Origin of the sequence: Streptomyces fodineus (assembly GCF_001735805.1) — a bacterium.
In the GTDB taxonomy this organism is placed as follows: domain Bacteria; phylum Actinomycetota; class Actinomycetes; order Streptomycetales; family Streptomycetaceae; genus Streptomyces; species Streptomyces fodineus.
Genome location: NZ_CP017248.1, coordinates 1,858,688 through 1,878,582 on the forward strand (window position 1 = coordinate 1,858,688; position 19,895 = coordinate 1,878,582).

A 19,895-nucleotide genomic window follows, 5' to 3' on the forward strand; every position below is an offset into this window, starting at 1 on the left:
TATACGACGCAGCGCGCGCAGGAATGCGGGCAGGCTCATGGCTCTGCCACCGGATCCGCCGGCGACAGACGCGGAAACGCCACGCGGAGCCGCTCCGGATCGGCATAGATGAGGCAGATGCGGGCGGCAGGCTCATCGACGTGTCTGCTCGCCTGCTGCCGGCGCCAGCTTCGTACTGCTTCCGGTATTTCTTCCAGCGGCACTCTGCTGGCCATGTCCGACAGAGCGGCCTCGGTTTCAGGTGCCAATGGGTCCGGTGTCCACAGCAGCACGGGCGACCCTTGAAGAAGGGCTGCGGCGACCGGATCCCCTGACCGGGGGAAGATCAAGCCGGCGGCGTCAAGCAGGAGAGCGCGGCCGCCGGCGCCGCGCACCCATCGGGTCTGACGTTCCGAGGGCGGGGTGTCCTTCAGTGACCGCCATCGCCGCCGCCACCGCCAGTGCAGTCTGTCTCGTTCGATCAGTTCGGCGGGGGCCACCCAGACGGGGTGATCCCACCCGAGCACATGGGGCACCGTCTCGTCTGCCGTGATGAACTTCTCCACCGGCAGGGTCAACAGCCGAAACGGCAGCACGAACTCGATGGGGGCGGAGAGGTGCGTGAAGGTGCCTTCCTGCAACTCGAACTGTCCGACCACATGCCGAACCGTCTGCGGCAGGCTCTCGTGGCCCGCCTCCTCCACCAGTCGCATCCTTCGGGTTGTGCCGTCCGGCCGCACGATCAGGGCGGTCAGGTGGTAGTGGCGTCCTTCCTCCCCCCAGTAGGTGCGATCCACCGCGATGGAGAGAACTGGCTCCTGTCTCGGTACAGGCAGCGGCCGGATGCCCAGCCGAGTCGCCACCCGCTTCTGCCACGCGTCCAGTTCCGCGCGGACATCGGCCGGGGCCGCTGCTGCCCGCCGCGCGACGAACTCCAGTAGGGCGGGAGTCCGTCCAGGTGGGTCGCCGCGTTCCTCTAGATCCCGAAGTCGTCCCAGCGCGCCTTCCGACCCTGTGTGGGCGAGCAGCTCCTGCAGCCGATTGCGCTCACCGGCCAGAAGCAGCGAGGGCGTCGCAAACTTGTCGGCCAGGGCCGCGAAGGCCTCTACTTCCGAGCTTCCCGGGTCGAGTGCTCGCAGGACGTCCACCAGGACGCGGAGCGCCTCGGGGCGGCCCATGAGCTGGCGTACCAGCTGCGTCACGCTCGTCCGCACAGGCACATGCTCGTCCACGTCCAGGCCGGTCGCGGCTTGCAGTTCTTGAACCAACGAGGGGAAGAGAAGCGGACTCCGGATCACGGGCAGGGCCATCAGGGCCTCTACCAAGTCACTGAATTCCCGCAGGGTAGGCGCGTCGTGCGCAGGCAAGGCCGCTCCGGCGGGCTGCGGGACCAGGAGCGGTATTCGCTGCAAGGCCGCCGACAGAGGCAGGAACCGGCCGCTCTTCTTGTCAGGGGCGTCTTGCAGGGCAGTGAAGACACCGACGACAGCACCCAGTTCGTCAACGACAGGGCTGCCGCTGCTGCCGGGGCCGGGTAACCCCGTCCCGAAGTCAAGCAGTCCCCATTCATCCGACCTGTCCAGCTGCGGTGCGTCTTTCACGACAGCAGGCAGAATCCCTTTCGCCGTGATGAGCCGGACGACGTGTCCAGTCCTGGCCCTGTCAGAGATCGTTCGTGGCAGGGGGAGGAAGTCGCGCGGTTCGACCAGGCGCAGAACAGCGACGTCGCCGGAGGCAGCTCGCCTCGGCAGCCATGAGCCGGGAACGACCTCAGCGGTGGCCTCCTCGGCAGGCTCTTCCCCCGTTGCGAGCAGCGCGACCTGAAGCGGAGTGCGCGGGCCGTGATCACTGTGCGAGTCGAGTCCCAGGGCGGCGGTCACCACGTGGGCGCACGTCAAAATCTGATGCCGGCTGATAAGGAATCCGGACCCGACCGGCCGGCCCTCGCGGCCCTTGATCTGAACCAGCCGAGGAGCATCGCGCCGCGCCTCCATCGACAAAACGCCCTCCGTTCCCCGGGCCCGCCGATTATCCGGCCTCAAGGCGCTGACGCCCAAGTACTCGCGCAGCAGCCGGTCTATCACCGCTGAAGGACTCTGCAAGGCCGCAGACCGTGCCGTGGCCCTTTGCGGCGGTACGAGGCGAGCGACAGGACTGTCGGCCAGTCCGGCCCTGCGCCGCCGGTGGTATCGATCAGCAGCCGGCCGCATCCCCCGCTTCCCCTCGCCAGAAGGCCAGAATTGTCCGCGACGGCAAAGGCGTCGGGATGGTCGGGCCCCAGCACCCGCTCCTTTCGGGCAATAGGTACTCGGAGGCGGTCGCAGCCACTGCCGCAGCGCGATGGCCACGGATGCAGCAGCAAGGGCATGCGGTGCGGGCAGTGGTACGAGGTGCCAGGCGGCATGGTTGACGGTGGTGAGCACGTAGAGGGTCGCAGCGGCCCGCAGATCCGCCACCAGGGTCACCAGTTGCTCGTTCAGCCGACTGATGGCGAAGCCCCCGCGGCCGGCAGCCGGGTCGCACTGGGCGTTAACCCGGACCAGGACGTCCAGCGGCGGGCAGCCCCCCGTGGGCGCTGCCCGTGGCCGCAGCGTCGAGAGGCAGGCCCACCCCGACCGGCATCGCTGTCCCCACTGCATTGTGGTGCCGCCGCCAGCCGCTGTTCGGCGTGACGCGGGTGTCGACAAGTTCCCCAATGACGCTGCGCCCCGCCCCGCCTAGCACCTCCAGTCTCTTGAGGTGGCGCAGGAACACCAGCGAGCCGTCGCTCCAAGTCTCGAACCGGTCGAAGAGCCGCGCGGCGGGCAAAGCGCCGGGGTCGAGGGGGATCCGGAAGACCGTCCAGCCGCCTCCCGCCATTTCTTCGGGAAGCGCCGGCGGGTCGATCGGTCCGATCAGCGCGCCTCGCGCCCGTGGCCGGCAAGGCTCGGAGACAGGCTTCTTACCAGGGCGGCTTATGGTGCGGCGCCATGACTCGCACACGGCTCTACCGCAATGGCTCCCTGATCCTGGAGGACTTTCCGACCGCTGACATCTCGGAGTACGTGAACGATCCGGACGTTGCGGTCTGGCTCGACCTGTGTGATCCGTGCTCCGCCGACTTCGCGATGATCAGCGAGGAGTTCGGCCTGCATGAGCTCGCGGTGGAAGACGCACGCCACGAGCATCAGCGGCCAAAACTGGATCGCTACCGCACCCATGCTTTCCTCAGCGCCTACGCCATCAGCGCGGACGAGACCAGTGGGCAGCTCACCACCAGTGAACTGTCCGTATTCATAACACCTACCGCGTTGATCACCATCCGTCCCGACCACCGATTCGACATCGAGAAGGTCGTCGAACGCTGGGACAACAACAGCGATCTCGCCAAGTACGGAGTGGGGTTCCTGCTGCACGGACTGCTGGACCACATAGTCGACGGGCATTTCGCAGCCGTGCAGGACCTCGACGACCGTATCGAAGCGGTGGAGGACCTGCTCTTCGACGAGGGCCGCAGGCAGATGGACTCCGTCCAGCGGGACTCCTACGCTCTGCGCAAGAACCTCACCAAGCTGCGCCGCGTGGTGCTGCCGATGCGAGAGGTCGTCAACAGCCTTCTCCGGCGCGACCTCCACATCGTCGCCGAGCCCTTGCTTCCCTACTTCCAGGACGTGTATGACCACGTCCTCAGGGCCACCGAGTGGACCGAGTCACTGCGGGACATGATCACGTCCATCATGGAGACCAACCTGACCGTTCAGGGCAATCGCATGAACCTGATCATGAAGAAGGTCACCAGCTGGGCGTCAATCGTGGCCGTGCCCACGGCCGTCACCGGCTTCTACGGCCAGAACGTTCCCTATCCGGGTGTCAACACCCAAGCCGGCTTCCTGACGTCCACCGGCGTCATGGTCGTCGCATCCGCGCTGCTCTACTGGGTCTTCAAGCGCAAGGACTGGATCTGACCCCTGGAGTAGGACCGGTCGGCTCGTCTCCCGCCGTCCGCTCACGGACCGCTCACGCACCGCTCACGCGGGCGGAGAGTCCGCGCCCGGGGCATGTTCATCGGTCGGGTCGACCGGCAGTTCCAGGTGGAGCCTGTATCCGCCATCGGCGGTGGGGCCGGAGGTGACCAGGCCGCCGAGGAGCTCCGCGCGCTGACGCAGACCGGCGAGGCCGTGGTGGGCGCTGGGCAGGGCCAGCGCGAGGCGTGTGGGGGCGGTGTTGGTGATGGTGGTGCGGAGCGTGCCGTCCTGGTGGTGGATGTGGATGGTGGCCGTGGCGCCGGGGGCGTGTTTGCGGACGTTGGTGAGGGCTTCCTGGACAGTGCGGTAGACGGCGCGTTGGACGGTGGGCGGGAGATCTTCCGGCAGGTCCGTCTCCAGTTCCGCTTCGATGCAGCTGGTGTCGACCAGTCGTTGCAGGTCGGCGAGGCAGGGCTGGGGGGTGAGTTCCGTGGGGCGGCTGCCGGAGGCGCGCAGCACGCTGACCATGTGCCTCAGTTCGTCGAGGGTCTGCACACTGAGCTGCCGGATGGTGGCTGCGGCCCGTCTGGTTTCGATGTCGGCGCTGCCCACCTGGAGTGCTCCGGCCTGTACGGCGATGAGGCTGACCTGGTGGGCGACCACGTCATGCATCTCTCGCGCGAGCTGCGCGCGTTCCTTCGCAAGGACGCTCTGCGCGGTCAGCAGCCGTTCGTGCTCGCGGGCCTTGGAGATCTCGGCGAGTCTGAGGGACAGGTCGCGTCGGGCCTGGACGAGCTGGCCCAGGAAGACGGGAGCGGCCGCGGAGGCCAGGGTGTAGCTGACGTGGAGCAGACCGTCGGTCCGGGTCAGTTCGGTGGCCCTCAGGGACGACCAGGGCCAGGGGAGGTAGTCGCCGGCGGCGAAGAGCAGCGCGCAGCCGGCCAGCTGGAGGCGATGGCGGCGCAGCGAGGCGAGTGTGTACAGCGCGGCCATGGTGGCGAACACCGCGTCGGTGATCAGGGCGGCGGGCAGTGTGAGGATGAAGGCCGTCAAGGGGACTCGGCGACGCAGCGTGAGCGCTCCGGCGGCGAGCAGCGCCAGAGCCATGGCCGGCTGCTCCCCGCTGTCGACGTGCACCCATGCGTCCGCCAGTGCGGCGGCGACGAGTGCGAGGTCCAGGAGCACGGCCGACGGTCTCAGGGTAGTCATCCGGCGTCCTCGACATCCGGTGATGCCAGTAGGCCCGCGCGCTCCGCGATCAACGCCGCCTGGACGCGACTGCTGACCTCCAGCTTGCCGAACACCGCGCTGACGTGGCCTTTCACCGTGCCGGTGCTCAGGTGGAGCCGTTCGCCGATGTCGTTGTTGGCCAGTCCATCGGCCATGAGCACGAGGACGGCACGCTCGCGCTCCGTCAGCCGGGCGGCGAGGCGTACGGCAGAGGGATCCCGCCCGCCGGCATCGAGATAGCCGTCCACCACCGTGCGGGTGACCTTGGACGACAGCGCGGGACCGCCTTCGGCCAGTGTCCGCACGAGATGGGGCAGCTGCTCTGGGTCGGTGTCCTTGAGCAGGAATCCGGCGGCGCCCGAGCGCAGGGCGGTCGCCACGTATTCGTCGGTGTCGAAGGTGGTGAGCATGGCCACCACCGGAGGGTCCTGCAAACGGCGGAGCTCTGCCAGGACGGTGAGCCCGTCCACGTCCGGCATCCGGATGTCCAGCAGGACGACGTCGGGCCGTAGCTCCCGCACCGTGCGGACGGCCTGGCCGCCCGATACCGCCGACAGGACCTCGATGTCGTCCGCCGCGTTGAGAATGTGCGAGAAGCCCGTGCGGACCAGGGCTTCGTCGTCAACCACCAGGACTCGGATCACCCGCGCTCCACTCGCCGCATGCCCGCCGGTGGATCCTTACCACCGGGGAGCCATCCGTCGCCGGGCCACCTGCGATTCCCGCCGGTTGGCGGGGGTGACATCAGCCGGTCGGCGGGGGGCTTCCGGAAACGCGCCAGGGTGGACGGGGCGGCCCGTCGGTCAAACTTCACAGCATGACGCTGAACGCAACGTCGGCAGTGCCGACAGACGTGTCGGACGAGTGCACGAGGACCTGCTCCTCCGTTTCCGCAGGTACGCCCTCATCCGCCCCCAGCGACACGGCCGCTTCCGTCTTGGCCGGTACGCCGTCCACGGGGCGGCTCGTCGGCATCGATCTCGCGCGCGGCCTTGCCGTCTGCGGCATGTACGCCGCGCACGTCGGCCCGGACGTGGCGGTGGGCGGCCCGGTGGGATTCCTGCTGGAGACGGCACGGGGGCGGTGCTCCGCCCTCTTCGCGCTGCTGGCCGGCTTCTCGCTGGTCATCATCACCGGTCGTCCACATCCGCGGACCGGGCGCGCCGGCCGTCAGGCCATGGCGCGGATCGTGATCCGCGCCATCGTCCTGGCAGTACTCGGCTATGCGCTGACCGCCCTGGACACCGACGTGGCCGTGATCCTCAGTTTCTACGGCCTGCTCTTCCTGGCGGTCCTCCCGCTGTACCGGCTGCGGGCCGGGACGCTCGCGCTGATCGCTGCCGCGGGTGCGCTGGTCATGCCGCTGCTGCTCTACGCGGTCAGAAGCTCGATCGAGGGAGGGAGCTGGGCGGACGCCGTCGCGGCTCGGGATCCGCTGGCCCGCCTCACCGGCACGGACGGATTCATCGAACTTTTGTTCACCGGTGAGTATCCGGTGCTCACCTGGATGCCGTTCCTGGTCGCCGGTATGGCGGTGGCCCGGCTGGACCTCATCCGACCCGGCGTACGCTCACGGCTGGCCCTCGCGGGCGGGGGGCTGGCCCTGCTGGGCTACGGCGGTTCCTGGCTGGCCCTGCATCTGGTCCCGCACGCTCTGTCCACCGTCGAGGCCGCCACGAACGGGTCCGCGTCGTCCGCCTGGTGGTCCGACACCGTCGGCGAGCCCATGAACCACACCCCGCTCGCCTGGCTCCTGGTGGCGGCACCTCACAGCCAGACGACCTTCTCCATCCTCGGGAACACGGGCGTCGCCCTCGCGGTGGTGGCCGGGTGCCTGACCGTCGCCGATCGGATGCCATGTCTCATGGGCCCGGCCAGGCCCATTGCGGCGGTAGGCGCGATGGCGCTGACGGTGTACGTCCTGCACATCGTCGCCCTCTGGTTCCTCACCGACGTCTGGCCCGTGCCAGCGATCGAGGACGACTCCCTGAACGCGCTGCCGGTACTCCTCGGCTTCCTCGTGGCAGCGGCGGCCCTGGCCATGGTGTGGACCGCTGTCTTCCGGCGCGGCCCGCTGGAGTACCTGCTGCACCAGGCCACACGTCCTGCCCGGTACATCAAGTAGCAGGTGGGGTGGGGTGTGGAGAAGGCTCGGCCTCCTCGGCCCGACGGAGCTACTGCGAACGCACCGTCCGCCTCCCGCACCCCGCCGCAGTCGGTCACTGCCCCGCCCGACGAGGAGGCAAAGCCGCCCGCTGCCCGGCCGCGAAAGGCGGACCACATCGACAGCCGGGCAAAGCCCCTCTTCTCCGCGCAGGAGTGTGAGTCGGGTCGCGTCGGACAGGGTGTATGTCCGGCCCTTGACGCCGTTCGCACCGATCATCGATGTCAGCGCGAGTCCGTGCCAGGCATTGGCCAGGACGGGGCGAACACGCCCTTGAGCCGGGCACGGGGGCCTCGGCGGCGGAGACCGCGTAGTCGCCCATGCCGCCGGCTCTTCAGGCACGGCGGCCCCCTCACCACCAGCAAATCGGCGACGCCCTCACCGAGCGCCTGCCAGCTACCCGTCAGCCGAGCATGTCACCGTCTTTCACGTGAAACGGCCCCCACAGCACCAGCCCAGGAGGCCGCAAGCAAGTAGAGCGTGCAGGGGCGGCCGACCGCCCGGTGCCGACGAATGAGGATAAACAGGCTATTTTCGCCGCGGGCCACGACGCCGACGCAGGCCAAGTGAGGGCGGCTGCGAGCGCGGGTGTCGACGATGAGGTGGACTTCCGACCTGCTCTTTCCACGGTCGGTCGGATTCGGTCCGCTCAGAGGCCCCCTTTGACCACCCGGACACTCGCCGAGTCGATGGCGCACCGCGACCAGTCCAGCTCACCCTGGCTGCCGAGTTCGATCGAGGATCAAACGATGTCCACACGGCTCCGACAGCGAGCGCCGCAGGGGACCTCGGGCGCCAAGCAGCTACGCGACTCCTTCACCCGCCGTACCGGCTGCCTCCTGCCGGGCGCCGGCTGCGATGACCCGCAGGGTGCCGGGGGCGATGTCGGCGTTGGCCCTATTCTCACCCTCCGTTGAACTTCGCCTTTCATGCCACTGAACTTCGCCTTTCATACCGCGGTTATCTTCCCAGCAGAGTCAAGGTCAGCTTTGCAGTCAGGAGACCGGTCCGGTGAAGCGACGCAACACAGGCGGCAGGTTCTACGCGCCGCTGGCCGGCGTGCTCCTGGCCCTGTCCATAGGCGGCTACGGCCTGAGCGGTGGTGGTCCGGCGGCCACCCCGTCGGCGTCCGCCACCGTCGGAGGCACTCCCGGCATCGCGTCCCACGTCACGGCTGAGCCTGCCGCCTGGCAGAAGTGGGGCCTGACACCGCTGCCCGTGGCTCCCGAACCCCCGGCGGACAAACCCATCAAGCTGTCCGCGACCGGCCCGGTTCCGGTCTTCGCGCACGTGCCGACATCCCAGAAGGTCGTCTTCATCACCGTCGACGACGGGCTGGAGAAGGACCCCAAGTTCATCGAGATGAACACCATCCCACTGGTCCGCCGGAAGCAAGAGGTGTGTGGCGACCAAAAGATCCTCACCCAGCAGTTCGGCACCGCCCCGTTGCTCTTCCGGCCGCCCTACGGGGCGTACAACAACAACACCAAGATCGCGGTGGGAGAGTGCGGGCCGCGTGCGATCGTCTGGTGGCGTGAATCCATGCAGGTACGCAATATGCAGTACCAAGAGCCAGGCAAGAAACTGCGTCCCGGTGACATCATCCTCGCTCATTTCCACGGCCCTGCGGAGCTCAAGGGCGCCACCATGACGGAGATGTCCGCGAATCTGCTCAAGCGCATCCGGGAACAGGGCTTCGCGGCGGCCCGCCTGGAGGACTACATCCAGCCGCCAGCCGGACACTGAACCAACCAGAAATCAGAGACCTTGGACCCGGGCCCGATCACGCATACGGCGAAATGCGGCCCTCTCGAACGGTGTCTCGGGGAGAGGTTCACTCCCCATCGGAAAGTCGGGTCAAAGGCCAAGGAAAGCCCCGGGCAAGCCCTCGCGACAAAGCGCGAGCGGACACCGGGCGGAAAGCGCAGGCAGGAAGGCCCATGGGTCTCACGAGCAACAAAGTGCTGGTGCTGGCGATGGTCATCGCCGCCGTACTGTTCGTCGGCACGGTGTGGCTGTGGCCGCGACTGGCCGGGCAGAACTGGCGGGCCGTCAGCGGACGGGTCGGGCTGCTGCTCGGCACTCAGTTGGCGGTCTTCATCTCCGTGGGCCTCTTCGCCAACCAGGCCTTCGGCTTCTATGCCAGCTGGGCGGACCTGTTCGGCCAGGAGAACGGCCAAGGGGTGGTCGTCGACCATCTGGCGGGCGGTGCCAACAGCCCCATCCAGGTGGTCGCCACGTCCAAGGTCATCGGGGCGAGCAGCACGCTGCCGCAGGTGGCCGGGCAGGTCCAGAAAGTCGACATCATCGGCCGTACGACACACCTCTCCACGCCGGCGTTCGTGTATCTGCCTCCGGAGTACTTCCAAGCGAAGAACAGCGCGCGCAAGTTCCCGGTGTCCGTGGTCCTCACGGGTTACCCCGGCACGGCCGAGGCGCTGGTGAACAAGCTGCACTACCCCAGTACGGCACAGCAGCTGGCCAGGCAGGGGAAGATGCAGCCGATGATCCTGGTGATGCTGCGGCCGACCGTGGCACCGCCGCGCGACACCGAGTGCGTCGACGTTCCCGGTGGCCCGCAGGCCGAGACCTTCTTCGCCAAGGACTTGCGCGAGTCGGTGATGGCCCACTACCGGGTCGACAAGACGCCCGCCAGCTGGGGCATCGCCGGCGACTCGACCGGCGGCTACTGCGCGCTGAAGATCGCCATGCACCACCCGGGTTCCTACGCCGCCGCCGCGGGCCTGTCGCCGTACTACAAGTCGCCGATCGACCCCACCACCGGGGACCTCTTCCACGGCAACAAGAACCTGCAGAATCGCGCCGACCTCTTCTGGACGCTCAAGCATCTGCCCGCTCCCGAAACGTCACTACTCGTCACCAGCAGCAAGGTCGGTGAGCACAACTACAAGGACACGCTCAAGTTCATCAAGGCCGTGCAGGACACGAACGTGACCAGGATTTCGTCGATCATCCTTCCGAGCGGCGGACACAACTTCAACACCTGGAGGCGGGAGATCCCTCCGATGCTGCAGTGGATGAGCGAGCGACTGGTCGCACACTGAGCCATCGGTGCTGACGCCCCGTAAGACTGGTGATGCGGCCAACCGCAAACGGCCCTGCAGGCGCTCGAACGCGAGGCATCCAGCCTCCCGCACGACGAGTTCGCAGTCAGCGCGGTGCGGCCGGCGTCCACGGACAGCATCGTCCGCCAGGCGTACCACTTGGCTCCCCCGCCGATCCCGGCCGCAGATCAGGGCTTGGCGCGGGAGCGCACAGTTTGTCTCCGGCAGCGTCCGCCGGCGCCAGCAAGGCGACGCAGGATGACGGACGAAGGTTGAGCGGCGGAACGGGGCTTGCTGTCGCCGGCGAAGAGGCGGCTGTCGGCCGACGGCGCGCGCAGCTGACTGCTCGGGGCAAACGATACGGTTGGTGTGCGAGCGCGGCTCCACTCGCGAAACCGGACATGAGTCATACGGCCCCAGGCTGATCACTGTCGGCTGAGGCAATTGCCCCTCCCCCGCAACCGGCGATACACCCGGTTGTCACGCAAGGCCATCAGAGTGTCATGTCCATGCATGATTTCTCCTGGAGGGTTCCTTGCTGACTCTGCGACGTCCCCAGCTGTCCTGGGCCAAGCGGTTCGCGGTGCTGATCGCCGCCATCGCGTCCGTGCTCAGTGTGTCCGCCGTCAACAGCCCCGCCGCGAATGCCGCGGTCTACAGCTCCTGCAGCATCGACGGATGCTCCGACGCGGCCTCGGCGAACTCGACCTGGTCCGACCTCGGCTACCCGACCGCTCGCGGCTGGTACGACTGGCCGGACGGCGAGTGCAGCTACGCGGGCGGCGAGTTCTACAACAACGACGGGCAGTTGCCGTCCGGCGACACCTTCTACGAGTACGACGTCTACCCACGCACCTGTGGCGCCCACCGGGACGCCTACCGGATCGTCGTCGACTCCGACACCGGCGTGGTCTGGTATTCGCCCGACCACTACACCGACTTCTACCAGCTCTGACACTCCGACAGGATGTCAACCATCGGCCTGCTCAGACGTCCGGGCGACTGTCGTGGGCCGAGGTCCCAGCAGGGGCGGTCCTCCTGGGGCCGCCCCTCGCTCATGGGCAAGAGTGACGGATGCCCAAGGTGATGAGCGACTGGCTCGCTGGGGCAACACCATTGGGGCTCGCTCCGACGCGGTCCAGGCGGATCGAGCGCGCGACCGGGCGGGCCCGTTGGGCTTGGGTGCTCCGACGGCGGTCGCCCGCCGCGTCCCTGCCCGCCGCGGACTTCGGTTGACGTAAGCGGGAAACCCGCCTCAGCGCCGGACCGGGGGCAGCGGGCGGACGGGGAGCGCTTCGACGCTGTTGCCGATGAAGCTGCGCTGGCGGGGCAGCTCGGCCTCGGGGACGGCGAGGTCGAGGTCGGGGAAGCGGGTGAAGAGCCGTTCCAGGGCGATCGTGGCCTCGAGGCGGGCGAGCGGGGCGCCCACGCAGTAGTGCACGCCCTGGCCGAAGGAGAGGTGCCGGCCCGCGCCGGGCCGGGTGACGTCGAAGCGGCCGGCGTCCGGTCCGTGGAAGGCCTCGTCGCGCCCGGCGGCGGTGTAGCCGGCGAGGACCGGGGTGCCCTGCGGGATCACGGTGCCGCCGAGGGCCAGGTCACGGGTGGGGTAGCGGAAGGGGAACCAGCTGACCGGGCCGTCCCAGCGCAGCGTCTCGTCCACCACGTCCGACCAGGTGGCCCTGCCCTCCAGGACCAGCGCCAGCTGGTCACGGTGGGCGCACAGAGCCCGTACGGCATTGCTGATCAGGTTGAGGGTGGTCTCGTGGCCGGCGACCAGCATCAGGCGCATCGTGCCGATCAGCTCGGCCTCGCTGAGCCGGTCGCCGCCGTCCTCGCGGACGGCTATCAGGGCACTGGTCAGGTCCTCGAGGAACTCCTTGAGCGCGTCGTGCCCCAGGACGACCGCTGCGGGCACCCCGCCGGGCAGGATGATGTCCGCGACAGGCCCCCGGGCCCGCAGGTGGGCTTCAGGGCGTGCGGGCAGCCGCCGACGGGGTCGACGACGTGCGCGGGCGCGGGGGTGTGGGAGGACAAGCCGGGACTCCTGACCGTATGAACGAATACCGGCCAACGGTGTGGTGTCGAAGGCCGGTTGTACAAGTCCGCTCGCCCCCGACCAGGCTCACGCACGCCTCACGCCGGGCGGCACCGGCCATCAGGGTTGCCGATGTCCGCGCGCATGAGCGTTGACGGCCTGCCGCGCGAGCTCGACGTTGAACTGGGCACCTGCCAGGAGTGCCAGGTTGGACAGCCACAGCCAGATGAGGAAGACCACGACCCCGGCCAGGGAGCCGTACAGGCGGTGGTAGGTGCTCACATGAGAGGCATAGGCGGTGAAACCGAGGGACGTCGACAGCAGGAGCACGAACGCCAGGCCCCCACCCGGCGCCATCTTCCGCAGCGGACGCGACGGCGCGGGACCGGAACGATAGAGCACCAGGACCAGGGCGATGGCGACCAGTGCCAGAACAGGCCAGCGCAAGGTGTCCCATGCAGCCTGGGGAAGGCTGCCCATCTCCAGGGCTCGGCCCAGACGTCGTACCAGGCTGCTGCTCAGCAGCAGAGCGAGCGTCGTGGTCAGGAGAAGGACGATCAGCACCATGGCCGTGGCGATGATGCGCGGGGCCGTCCGCCACACCGGCCGGTGCGAGCTGACGTGGTACATGGCGTGCAGGGCCCGGCGAAAGACACTCAGATAGCTGGAGCCCGACCACAGGGCCCCGGCCGCGCCGAAGAAGACCAGCAGCCAGGCTGCCGAGGACTGGCCGGCCATCTGCTCCAGGGCGCTGCGCAGCAAGGCGCGGGATGCGGCAGGCGCGACGCCGGTGAGCCGGTCGATCACTTCCGGTTTCGCCGTGGGCATGGTGAGCCCCAGCACCGAGAGAAGCACCAGCAGCACCGGGAACAGGGCCAGGACCGCGTAGTAGGTCAAGGCGGCGGCCCAGTCCGTTACGTCGTCGTTCCAGATCGCCACAGGTGTCCGGCGCAGCGCAGCCCACCACTGGCCCCGTCGGCTGCCGGTCTCGCGCATGGCACGGATGTTCTCGCTACCCACTGTCCACGCCCCCCTCCAGGAGCGGCCGATGCCGACCGCCCTCTCGTCCCGTGCCGGCACCCACCGGATGTGGTGCGTCGATGGCCGGCGTCCGCAGAGCGGAGGCCCGATGTCCGGCTGCCTGCCGCCCGCCTTCGTCCGGATGCCGCTCAGGGGGCTCAATCCTCGTCGAGGATGTCCCGGACGGCGCCCTTGGGCCCTTCTCCGGCCGGTTCGACGTCCCCTTCGATCTGGTCAGGCCCCGCCCTCCGTGTCAAGACGCTCATCGCCGACTGCCTTGCAAGACCCTCTCTCCTTCGTCTTGCCCTTGATCTTGTCGCCCGCGTTGGCGGCCTTGTCCGACATCCTCATGGGCCCGTCCTTCCAGATCCGGGATCGACGCGCGCGCAGCCCGTTTACCCGCCCCGCATGGAGTGATGTGCCGCGCGCACTCGGGGCTGGGCGGTTGGCCGTGCTTCCGACGAAAAAGGTACGGTCGATGCGACGCAGCAGCAGGTCGAGCCCGGCAACGGTGTACTCGACGCCGAACCGGCGGCGAACGATCTCGGCGGTCCGGGTCGGCGTCCAGCCTTGGTCGCTCCAGCCGCACGCGGCCGGACCGGCTTCCAACCCCGCTTCCGAGGCGTGTAGTCGGCTGGAGCCGAGCTTGCAGCGGGCACCGGCGGGGCCCTTGGAGACCAGGGCCTGCCGACGGCACGAAGCCAGGGCCCGCCGCCAGCGGTCAGCCGACATCCGGGTTCGCCCTGGCGGCTGCGAAGAGGACTTGGTCGCGCCGAGCCCGCTCCTCGGCCGTCAGCCCACCGCCATCGGGACACCTCGTCCCTCCGGCACTGCGCGGCCCACGACAGCCGTCACGACCCTGCGTAATCCGCGCCACCTCCTCGGCGACGGGATCTCATCGCCGCCACAATCCCAAGGTCACGGACCTCAGTTGGGCGGGAGCAGTTCCACCAGGCTTGCCGCTGGGCGGACACGCAGGACACCAAATGCCAAGCCTTGGCCATTGGTTCATGTCATGATCACAAAGAGCTCTTCCCCGTGTGGCAGGACCCAGTGCATGCGAACCATCAGCGTCATCACCGCCGTACACGAAGGCGGCCACCACTTCATCCGTGACACCTATGAATCCCTGCGCGAACAAAAGCTCCCTGACGACTGGCAATGGGAGTGGTGCGTACAAGAGGACGGCACCTCGGGCATCCCTGCGAGCAGCCTGCCCAGTGACCCCAGGATCACCTTCGGGACAGGACTGCAAGCGCGGATAGCGGTGACGCGTAACCACGCCCTCGCGCGCGCGACAGGAGACCTCATCCGGACGCTGGACGCGGACGATGTGCTCCTGCCGGGCGCGCTGGAGAGGGACATCGAGACACTGGAACGCGTCTCGTGGTGCGTATCCGCCTGCGTCGACCTCCACGAAGACGGGACCACCGCGCCGGGTCCTTACGATCCTCCAGGCGGCCCCTTGGAGCCGACCCGCTTCTATCACGAGGTGCAGGAGCACCGTCTGTCCGTTCAGGCCACCACATTCGCCGCTCACCGTCGCCTGGTGCTCGCATTGGGCGGCTGGCAGGCACTGTCCGGAGCCGAGACGATTGCTCTGCTCCTCGCCGCAGAAGCCGTGACGGCTGGTGAGTTCATAGCGGAGCCGAGCGTCCTCTATCGCAAGCATCCCAACCAGACGACCGCATCGAACCACTACTGGGAGCCGACTGAAGCGGCCACTCGGATCGACGCGCTCATGCAACGCGCCAGCGCTCTGCGGGAGTCAGGCTGGAAGTGGCAGTAGGTACGCCACCACCGTCGCGCGACGCACATGGGGTGAGCACGTGAAGGGAATCGGTCACGCAAACGCTGTCCACCCGGCGACGCGCCCATCCCTCAAGCTCAGCCCAGCGGGCATCCGTTACCTACGTCGAGACCGAGCCCGCGGGCCCGCGAACCGCGCCGGACCCGATGTCCAACGCGGCCCCGGCAGGATGGACGCCGACGTCGCCTTGTTCGTCCACATCGCGGCGAACCGGAGTTGTCCGACGACCTTGCCGCCCTCACGCCGGAACCTCAGCTTCTGAGATCGCTGTCGATCGGTGGCCAGCGACCGGGCCACGCAGCCACGAGTGGGGGATGGCCGGCGAGTGGGTCATCAGCGAGCTGTGTCCCACGCCCATGCCGCCGCAGAGCAGCACAATCACCGGCACCAGCCACGGTTGGCCGTCAGTGCGAGATATGCCACCGCCGTGATCAGGAATCCGAGCGGGGTAAGGATGGAGCGGGTCCGCGCCGGCAGTTTCCGCCAGTAAAAGCCGCATCCGCCGAACGAGGCCGCCGCGGGTGCGAACGTGAAGCCGGCCCGGAGTGCGCTGTTGCCAAGACCGAGCGTCGGGCCGCCCGCTCGGCGCACAGCTGCTGTGGCGCGTCTACGCCCGCCGCATCCTCCCCGCCGTCGAGGTCCTCGACGACGGCAGCTGACTGTCCATGGTCTCCACCCCGACCGGCCGCAACCAGCTCGCAGGCTGGCTACACCGTGACCGGCGGCACGGCGTGGCACCCCAGGTCCGCGGCGTGGCCGGGCGCATCATCGAGGCCAACATCACCATGACCGACCCGGCCACGGACACCTCCCGCAGCAGCCGACTGCGCCTGGTCACCACGTTCCTCGACCACAAGCGCTGCCCCGCCCGGGAGCTGGCCGCCCTCCCTCACCAGCGCGAGGAAACCGAGACCGCATACAACCGTTACCCCCACCACAACCCCGTCTTCCCGGCATCGGCTTTGAATCGGCCCTGGGGGACGTACAACCACCGGGGCCAGCGGCGAGTGGACGCACTTCGAGTGGCACCAGATCCGGTCTCATGAACTCCTCCGCGAGGCGGACGAGTACCGACTCGCCCAGCAAGACAGGGAGAGCCAGATCGGCTCCCCGATCCATGCCGGGCAGCACATGGCGACTGGCTACGGAGAGCCCCTTCCACGGCCTGCCTGCCGCCAATCGTGTTGATCATCACCGTCGACGGACTGATCACTTCCGCTAGGTTGCCCACGTGACTGGCTCTCAACTTCCGTGCCCGCAAGGCATATCCGCAGACTTCACGCGCATACTGTTTGGCCCTCACGCACGGCGAATCCACGAGCCCTGGAAACGCCTGTTCAACGACACCCGGTTCGCCTTCCAGGAGGGACTCAGCCCACAGGAGCGGACAGCGCTTTCGTACGAGCGACTGCGGATCATCAACGAGGCCGTGCCAGACCCGATCGCTCTGGCCTCGGACATCGAGAAGCTCGCGGCGATGCACGAGTGGGCTGGAGTAGTGGATGCCGGCATGGCGACGCTCGCGAGTATCCATTGGAACCTGCACATCGGCAGCCTGGCCGACCACGACGAGGGGCGGGATCTGCGCCTGTACGCCCGCATGGAGAGCATCGGGACATTCCTGTGCACCGAGCTGGACCATGGCAACGATGCCGCCGCGCTGGAGACGCGGGCCACGTTCGATCCTGACACGAGCGGATTCATCCTGGATACGCCCACCGCCGGTGCTTGCAAATGGATGCCGAATACCTCCGGTACCGGTGGCGCCAAGAGCGCACTCGTTGCCGCCCGCCTGATCGTCGGTGAAGTCGACCACGGGGTGTTCCTCTTCCACACGCCACTCACCGACCACGAAGGTCGGCACTACCCGGGCGTGGAAGTCCAGGTCCTCCCTCAGACCGCCAGTGCACCCGTCGACCACTGCGCCACCTACTTCCATGGCGTGCGCCTGCCCTTCGAGGCCATGCTGCAGGGCGAGCACGGGCGGCTGTCGCGTGATGGCAGGTTCACCAGCGCGCTGGGCAGTCCCCGCAAGCGGTTCCTGCAGTCGGTCCGACGCGTCCATGCGGGCAAACTCTGTATGACTGCCTACAGCCTAGGCGTGACACGCCACGCCCTCGCCGTCGCTATGCAGCACGCCCACCTGCGACTCACCTCCGGCATGACGACAGGCCGCAAGGTCTCCCTCATCGAGCACCGCAGCCACCACGCCCCGCTCCTTTCTGCGGTCGCCACCACATACGCGGCAACCCTGCTGCACCGTGAGGTGGTACAGCAGTGGACGAGCAGCTCAGCAATCAGACGCGATGATGTGGAACGGCTGGCCGCCGTGGCCAAAGCCTGGATCACCTGGCAGGGGCGAGCGGTCATGACGGAATGCCGTGAGCGCTGCGGGGCACAAGGCCTACTGCTGTCGAACGGGATTGCCTTCCAACTGGCTGCGAACGAGGGGACGGTCACCGCCGAGGGCGACAATGTAGTCATTCTGGTAAAGGCGGCCGGCGAGATGCTGATGGGCGGGTTCACTCCGACGCCGGCTTCTGGGGTGCCTGCGATCGAGCGCTCATTGGACGACTCGGAGTACCTGCAGGAACTCCTTGCAGACATCGAGCGTATCTGGCACAGCAGGGCCCGTAGTCGGCTTCGAAACGGGCCGGCCGGCGACCCGTTGGCACGGTGGAACGGAACCGTGACGCCGGCCTTGCGGCTCGTCGAAGCGCACGCAATTCGCCTTGCTGCGCAGGCCTTGCTGAGTGCCGCAACAGGAGAGGCCACCCCGGAAGTACGGGCAGTCCTCGCGAACCTGCACTGTCTGTTCGCCCTGCAGCAGGTCAAGGCGCACAGTGGGGATTTGCTCGCGGCCGGCCACATGACCTCCGGTCATGTGTGTCAGTTGCCCGACATTGAGGAGACACTCATCGAGGCGCTGGTGCCATATGCCCTGCCCCTGACTGAGGGCTTCGCCACCCTTGAAGAGGTTCTGGGCACACATCCGATGTTACGCACCCCGAAGCCGGTGACCGAGATGATACCCACATAGCTCGGCAGCCGTTCACAGCGCTGCTGTCCGCCAGCAGCGCTGCCTCACTTGTCACATCGCGTAGAGCCCGCGGTGCGCGGCGTAGGCAAAGCTGTCATTCGCGCTAAGAATGCGGATGATCTTGTCGCAGTGACCCGAGTACTCGCGCTCCTGCTCGGCGTCGAGGGCGAGGGCCGTCGCCGGCCCGTACGGTGCCACACGGCGAACGGCGCGGAGCAGCCCTGGAGGGGAGGAAAGGCTGAGGACCCGCATCACTCGACGGTAGACGTCCACGTAGTCGATGCCGTCGTTGATCTCCCGCAGCACGTCGCCCAGGGGGACGCGCCACCCGTCCAGTTGGGCCCGGCGCAGCATCACGTAACAAGCTTCGAGGTCACCGGCGCGGTTTCCGACGTCCACCACATAGAGCCGCGTCAACCGTTGCCCCGCTACGCCCTCAAGCACGTAGCCGTCGTCGTCACCGGCCACAGCGTCTGGTTCCATCGTCTGGAACCGCTTGGGCAGCATCTGCTGCAACTCTCCCCAACGCTCGTAGGCCTCTTCAACCGTTTTCACCTGGGGGGCCGTCAACTCAGTGCGGTAGTAGTAATAGAGGGAGTGAAGGAGCGGCTGTTCAAGTGAGACGAAGTTCGAAGCGAGTACCGGATCATCAGGTATGAGGACGTGCACGAACGCCTCCATCGGAATCGGCTAGGGGCAAGACCAGGGCACGGCTATGCACTCTCTGTAAGGAATGTCAGCAGGCGGCATCCCTCTGATTCGGCCGCCAGGATGTGCACACGCCTGGTGCCGTTTTGTCTATGTCGCAGTGAGCCGGCGCGGCCGTTGATGTCGGTGCCGACCCTGGGAAGACTTTGGAGGCGAAGGTCATCGGTCAAGTCCGCGTACAGCCGACGGACAGCCGCATGGTCGCGATACCGGAAGAACAGCAGGCGACACTCCTCCAGGAGGTAGGGAGCCCAGTCCTTCTCCCAATCGACGAGGACGGCGTCTCGTGCGCAGTCGGACAACAACGCCCAGCGCCAGAAGTTCTCGGGCACACCCTCGTCGTCGAACATCGCGCTGAAGGCGGCATTTCGAGCTACGAGCCGACCGTCCGGCGCCACGACACACATCATTTCCCGCTGGCCGTCAACGACACGCTGCAGATGGGGTGAGGACGTGTTCACTGCGGGCGGCGGCTCTAAGCCACACAGGTCAAGATGACCAAGGCGCAGGTCGTGCGTACTGAAGCCGGGTGACGCCGCGATACGCAAGTACAGGTCCGGGGACGGGCGCATCCGGTCGTTCTCTATCTTCTCGGTGACACCCACGCAGCACCCCACGGCCTCGTCGACATCCGGCTGGTACTCGCGGGATGGTTCGCGCCCCACAGTTCCTCCCCCTGTCTCTGAACGGTGATCAGTATCCAACCATGCGTCCGGTCGGTCTCAATAGCAATTCCGGCCATCAACGTCCCGATCACTCGGTCATATAGGTCCAAATCGGACGCAATTTAACCCGCCCCAACGGGCAACGTCGACGAGCGGGAGCGCCGAATGATTCACGTACCGTAAGAACGAGAAGAGAATCGTTGCAGTGAGTGATGCTCAAGCGGCCCGATGGACG

The 19,895-nt window shown here is 67.6% G+C and carries 14 protein-coding genes and 3 pseudogenes; 8 read left to right on the top strand and 9 right to left on the bottom strand.

Annotation, left to right across the window (positions count from 1 at the left end; translation table 11 throughout):
* Positions 1–35: 35 nt before the first annotated feature.
* A complete protein-coding gene (locus BFF78_RS07450) occupies positions 36–1,973 on the bottom strand; it encodes a VMAP-C domain-containing protein (RefSeq protein WP_227026118.1) in 1,938 nt (645 codons plus the stop codon).
* Between the two features lie 975 nt (positions 1,974–2,948).
* On the opposite strand from BFF78_RS07450, the gene BFF78_RS07460 reads away from it, so the two are divergent.
* Positions 2,949–3,923 (top strand): magnesium transporter CorA family protein, encoded by a 975-nt coding sequence (locus tag BFF78_RS07460; RefSeq protein ID WP_069777560.1) that lies wholly within the window; start codon positions 2,949–2,951, stop codon positions 3,921–3,923.
* A 63-nt stretch (positions 3,924–3,986) separates the two neighbouring features.
* Here BFF78_RS07460 and BFF78_RS07465 read toward each other — a convergent pair whose 3' ends face one another.
* Entirely contained in the window at positions 3,987–5,132 is a 1,146-nt protein-coding gene (locus tag BFF78_RS07465) for a sensor histidine kinase (protein ID WP_069777561.1), read from the bottom strand.
* The gene (locus BFF78_RS07470) at positions 5,129–5,797 is read right to left on the bottom strand and encodes a response regulator (protein ID WP_069777562.1); all 669 of its coding nucleotides are present in this window, start codon (positions 5,795–5,797) and stop codon (positions 5,129–5,131) included. Before BFF78_RS07470 ends, BFF78_RS07465 begins: the two co-directional genes overlap by 4 nt.
* Before the next feature lie 293 nt (positions 5,798–6,090).
* Between BFF78_RS07470 and BFF78_RS07475 the strand changes: the two genes are divergently transcribed.
* Positions 6,091–7,278: a DUF418 domain-containing protein gene (locus BFF78_RS07475; protein ID WP_069777563.1), complete on the top strand. Its 1,188-nt coding sequence runs from the start codon at positions 6,091–6,093 to the stop codon at positions 7,276–7,278.
* Positions 7,279–7,907: 629 nt separating this feature from the next.
* Here the strand turns inward: BFF78_RS07475 and BFF78_RS46750 are convergent.
* Positions 7,908–8,069, bottom strand: a pseudogene (locus BFF78_RS46750) (IS5/IS1182 family transposase); the annotation flags it as partial.
* Between the two features lie 259 nt (positions 8,070–8,328).
* Here BFF78_RS46750 and BFF78_RS07480 point away from each other — a divergent pair.
* The 3 genes from BFF78_RS07480 to BFF78_RS07490 all read left to right on the top strand — a co-directional run bounded on the left by BFF78_RS07480 (position 8,329) and on the right by BFF78_RS07490 (position 11,337).
* Positions 8,329–9,063, top strand: coding sequence for a polysaccharide deacetylase family protein (locus BFF78_RS07480; RefSeq protein WP_069777564.1), 735 nt, complete (start codon positions 8,329–8,331; stop codon positions 9,061–9,063).
* A 194-nt stretch (positions 9,064–9,257) separates the two neighbouring features.
* Positions 9,258–10,382, top strand: a complete 1,125-nt coding sequence (locus BFF78_RS07485; protein WP_069777565.1) for an alpha/beta hydrolase — start codon at positions 9,258–9,260, stop codon at positions 10,380–10,382.
* Between the two features lie 535 nt (positions 10,383–10,917).
* Positions 10,918–11,337, top strand: coding sequence for a ribonuclease domain-containing protein (locus tag BFF78_RS07490; RefSeq protein ID WP_079161189.1), 420 nt, complete (start codon positions 10,918–10,920; stop codon positions 11,335–11,337).
* A gap of 300 nt (positions 11,338–11,637) precedes the next feature.
* On the opposite strand, the pseudogene BFF78_RS07495 reads toward BFF78_RS07490, so the two are convergent.
* The 3 genes and pseudogenes from BFF78_RS07495 to BFF78_RS50485 form a co-directional block, all read right to left on the bottom strand.
* Positions 11,638–12,249, bottom strand: a pseudogene (locus BFF78_RS07495) (cytochrome P450); the annotation flags it as partial.
* Between the two features lie 288 nt (positions 12,250–12,537).
* Entirely contained in the window at positions 12,538–13,413 is an 876-nt protein-coding gene (locus BFF78_RS07500) for a YihY/virulence factor BrkB family protein (protein WP_069783442.1), read from the bottom strand.
* 501 nt (positions 13,414–13,914) lie between these two features.
* A pseudogene (locus tag BFF78_RS50485) lies at positions 13,915–14,305 on the bottom strand (helix-turn-helix domain-containing protein); the annotation flags it as partial.
* Positions 14,306–14,494: 189 nt separating this feature from the next.
* Between BFF78_RS50485 and BFF78_RS07505 the strand changes: the two are divergent.
* The 3 genes from BFF78_RS07505 to BFF78_RS07515 all read left to right on the top strand — a co-directional run bounded on the left by BFF78_RS07505 (position 14,495) and on the right by BFF78_RS07515 (position 18,287).
* Positions 14,495–15,226, top strand: coding sequence for a glycosyltransferase family 2 protein (locus BFF78_RS07505; RefSeq protein ID WP_069777567.1), 732 nt, complete (start codon positions 14,495–14,497; stop codon positions 15,224–15,226).
* A 686-nt stretch (positions 15,227–15,912) separates the two neighbouring features.
* The gene (locus tag BFF78_RS07510) at positions 15,913–16,293 is read left to right on the top strand and encodes a hypothetical protein (protein WP_069777568.1); all 381 of its coding nucleotides are present in this window, start codon (positions 15,913–15,915) and stop codon (positions 16,291–16,293) included.
* A 185-nt stretch (positions 16,294–16,478) separates the two neighbouring features.
* Positions 16,479–18,287 (top strand): acyl-CoA dehydrogenase family protein, encoded by a 1,809-nt coding sequence (locus BFF78_RS07515; RefSeq protein WP_069777569.1) that lies wholly within the window; start codon positions 16,479–16,481, stop codon positions 18,285–18,287.
* 51 nt (positions 18,288–18,338) lie between these two features.
* Here the strand turns inward: BFF78_RS07515 and BFF78_RS07520 are convergent, their stop codons facing one another.
* Together BFF78_RS07520 and BFF78_RS07525 are read right to left on the bottom strand one after the other, a co-directional pair.
* A complete protein-coding gene (locus tag BFF78_RS07520; RefSeq protein WP_069777570.1) occupies positions 18,339–18,968 on the bottom strand; it encodes a hypothetical protein in 630 nt (209 codons plus the stop codon).
* A 32-nt stretch (positions 18,969–19,000) separates the two neighbouring features.
* On the bottom strand, positions 19,001–19,600 hold the full coding sequence (locus tag BFF78_RS07525) for an MmyB family transcriptional regulator (protein ID WP_159032958.1): 600 nt from the start codon (positions 19,598–19,600) through the stop codon (positions 19,001–19,003).
* Between the last annotated feature and the right edge of the window lie 295 nt (positions 19,601–19,895).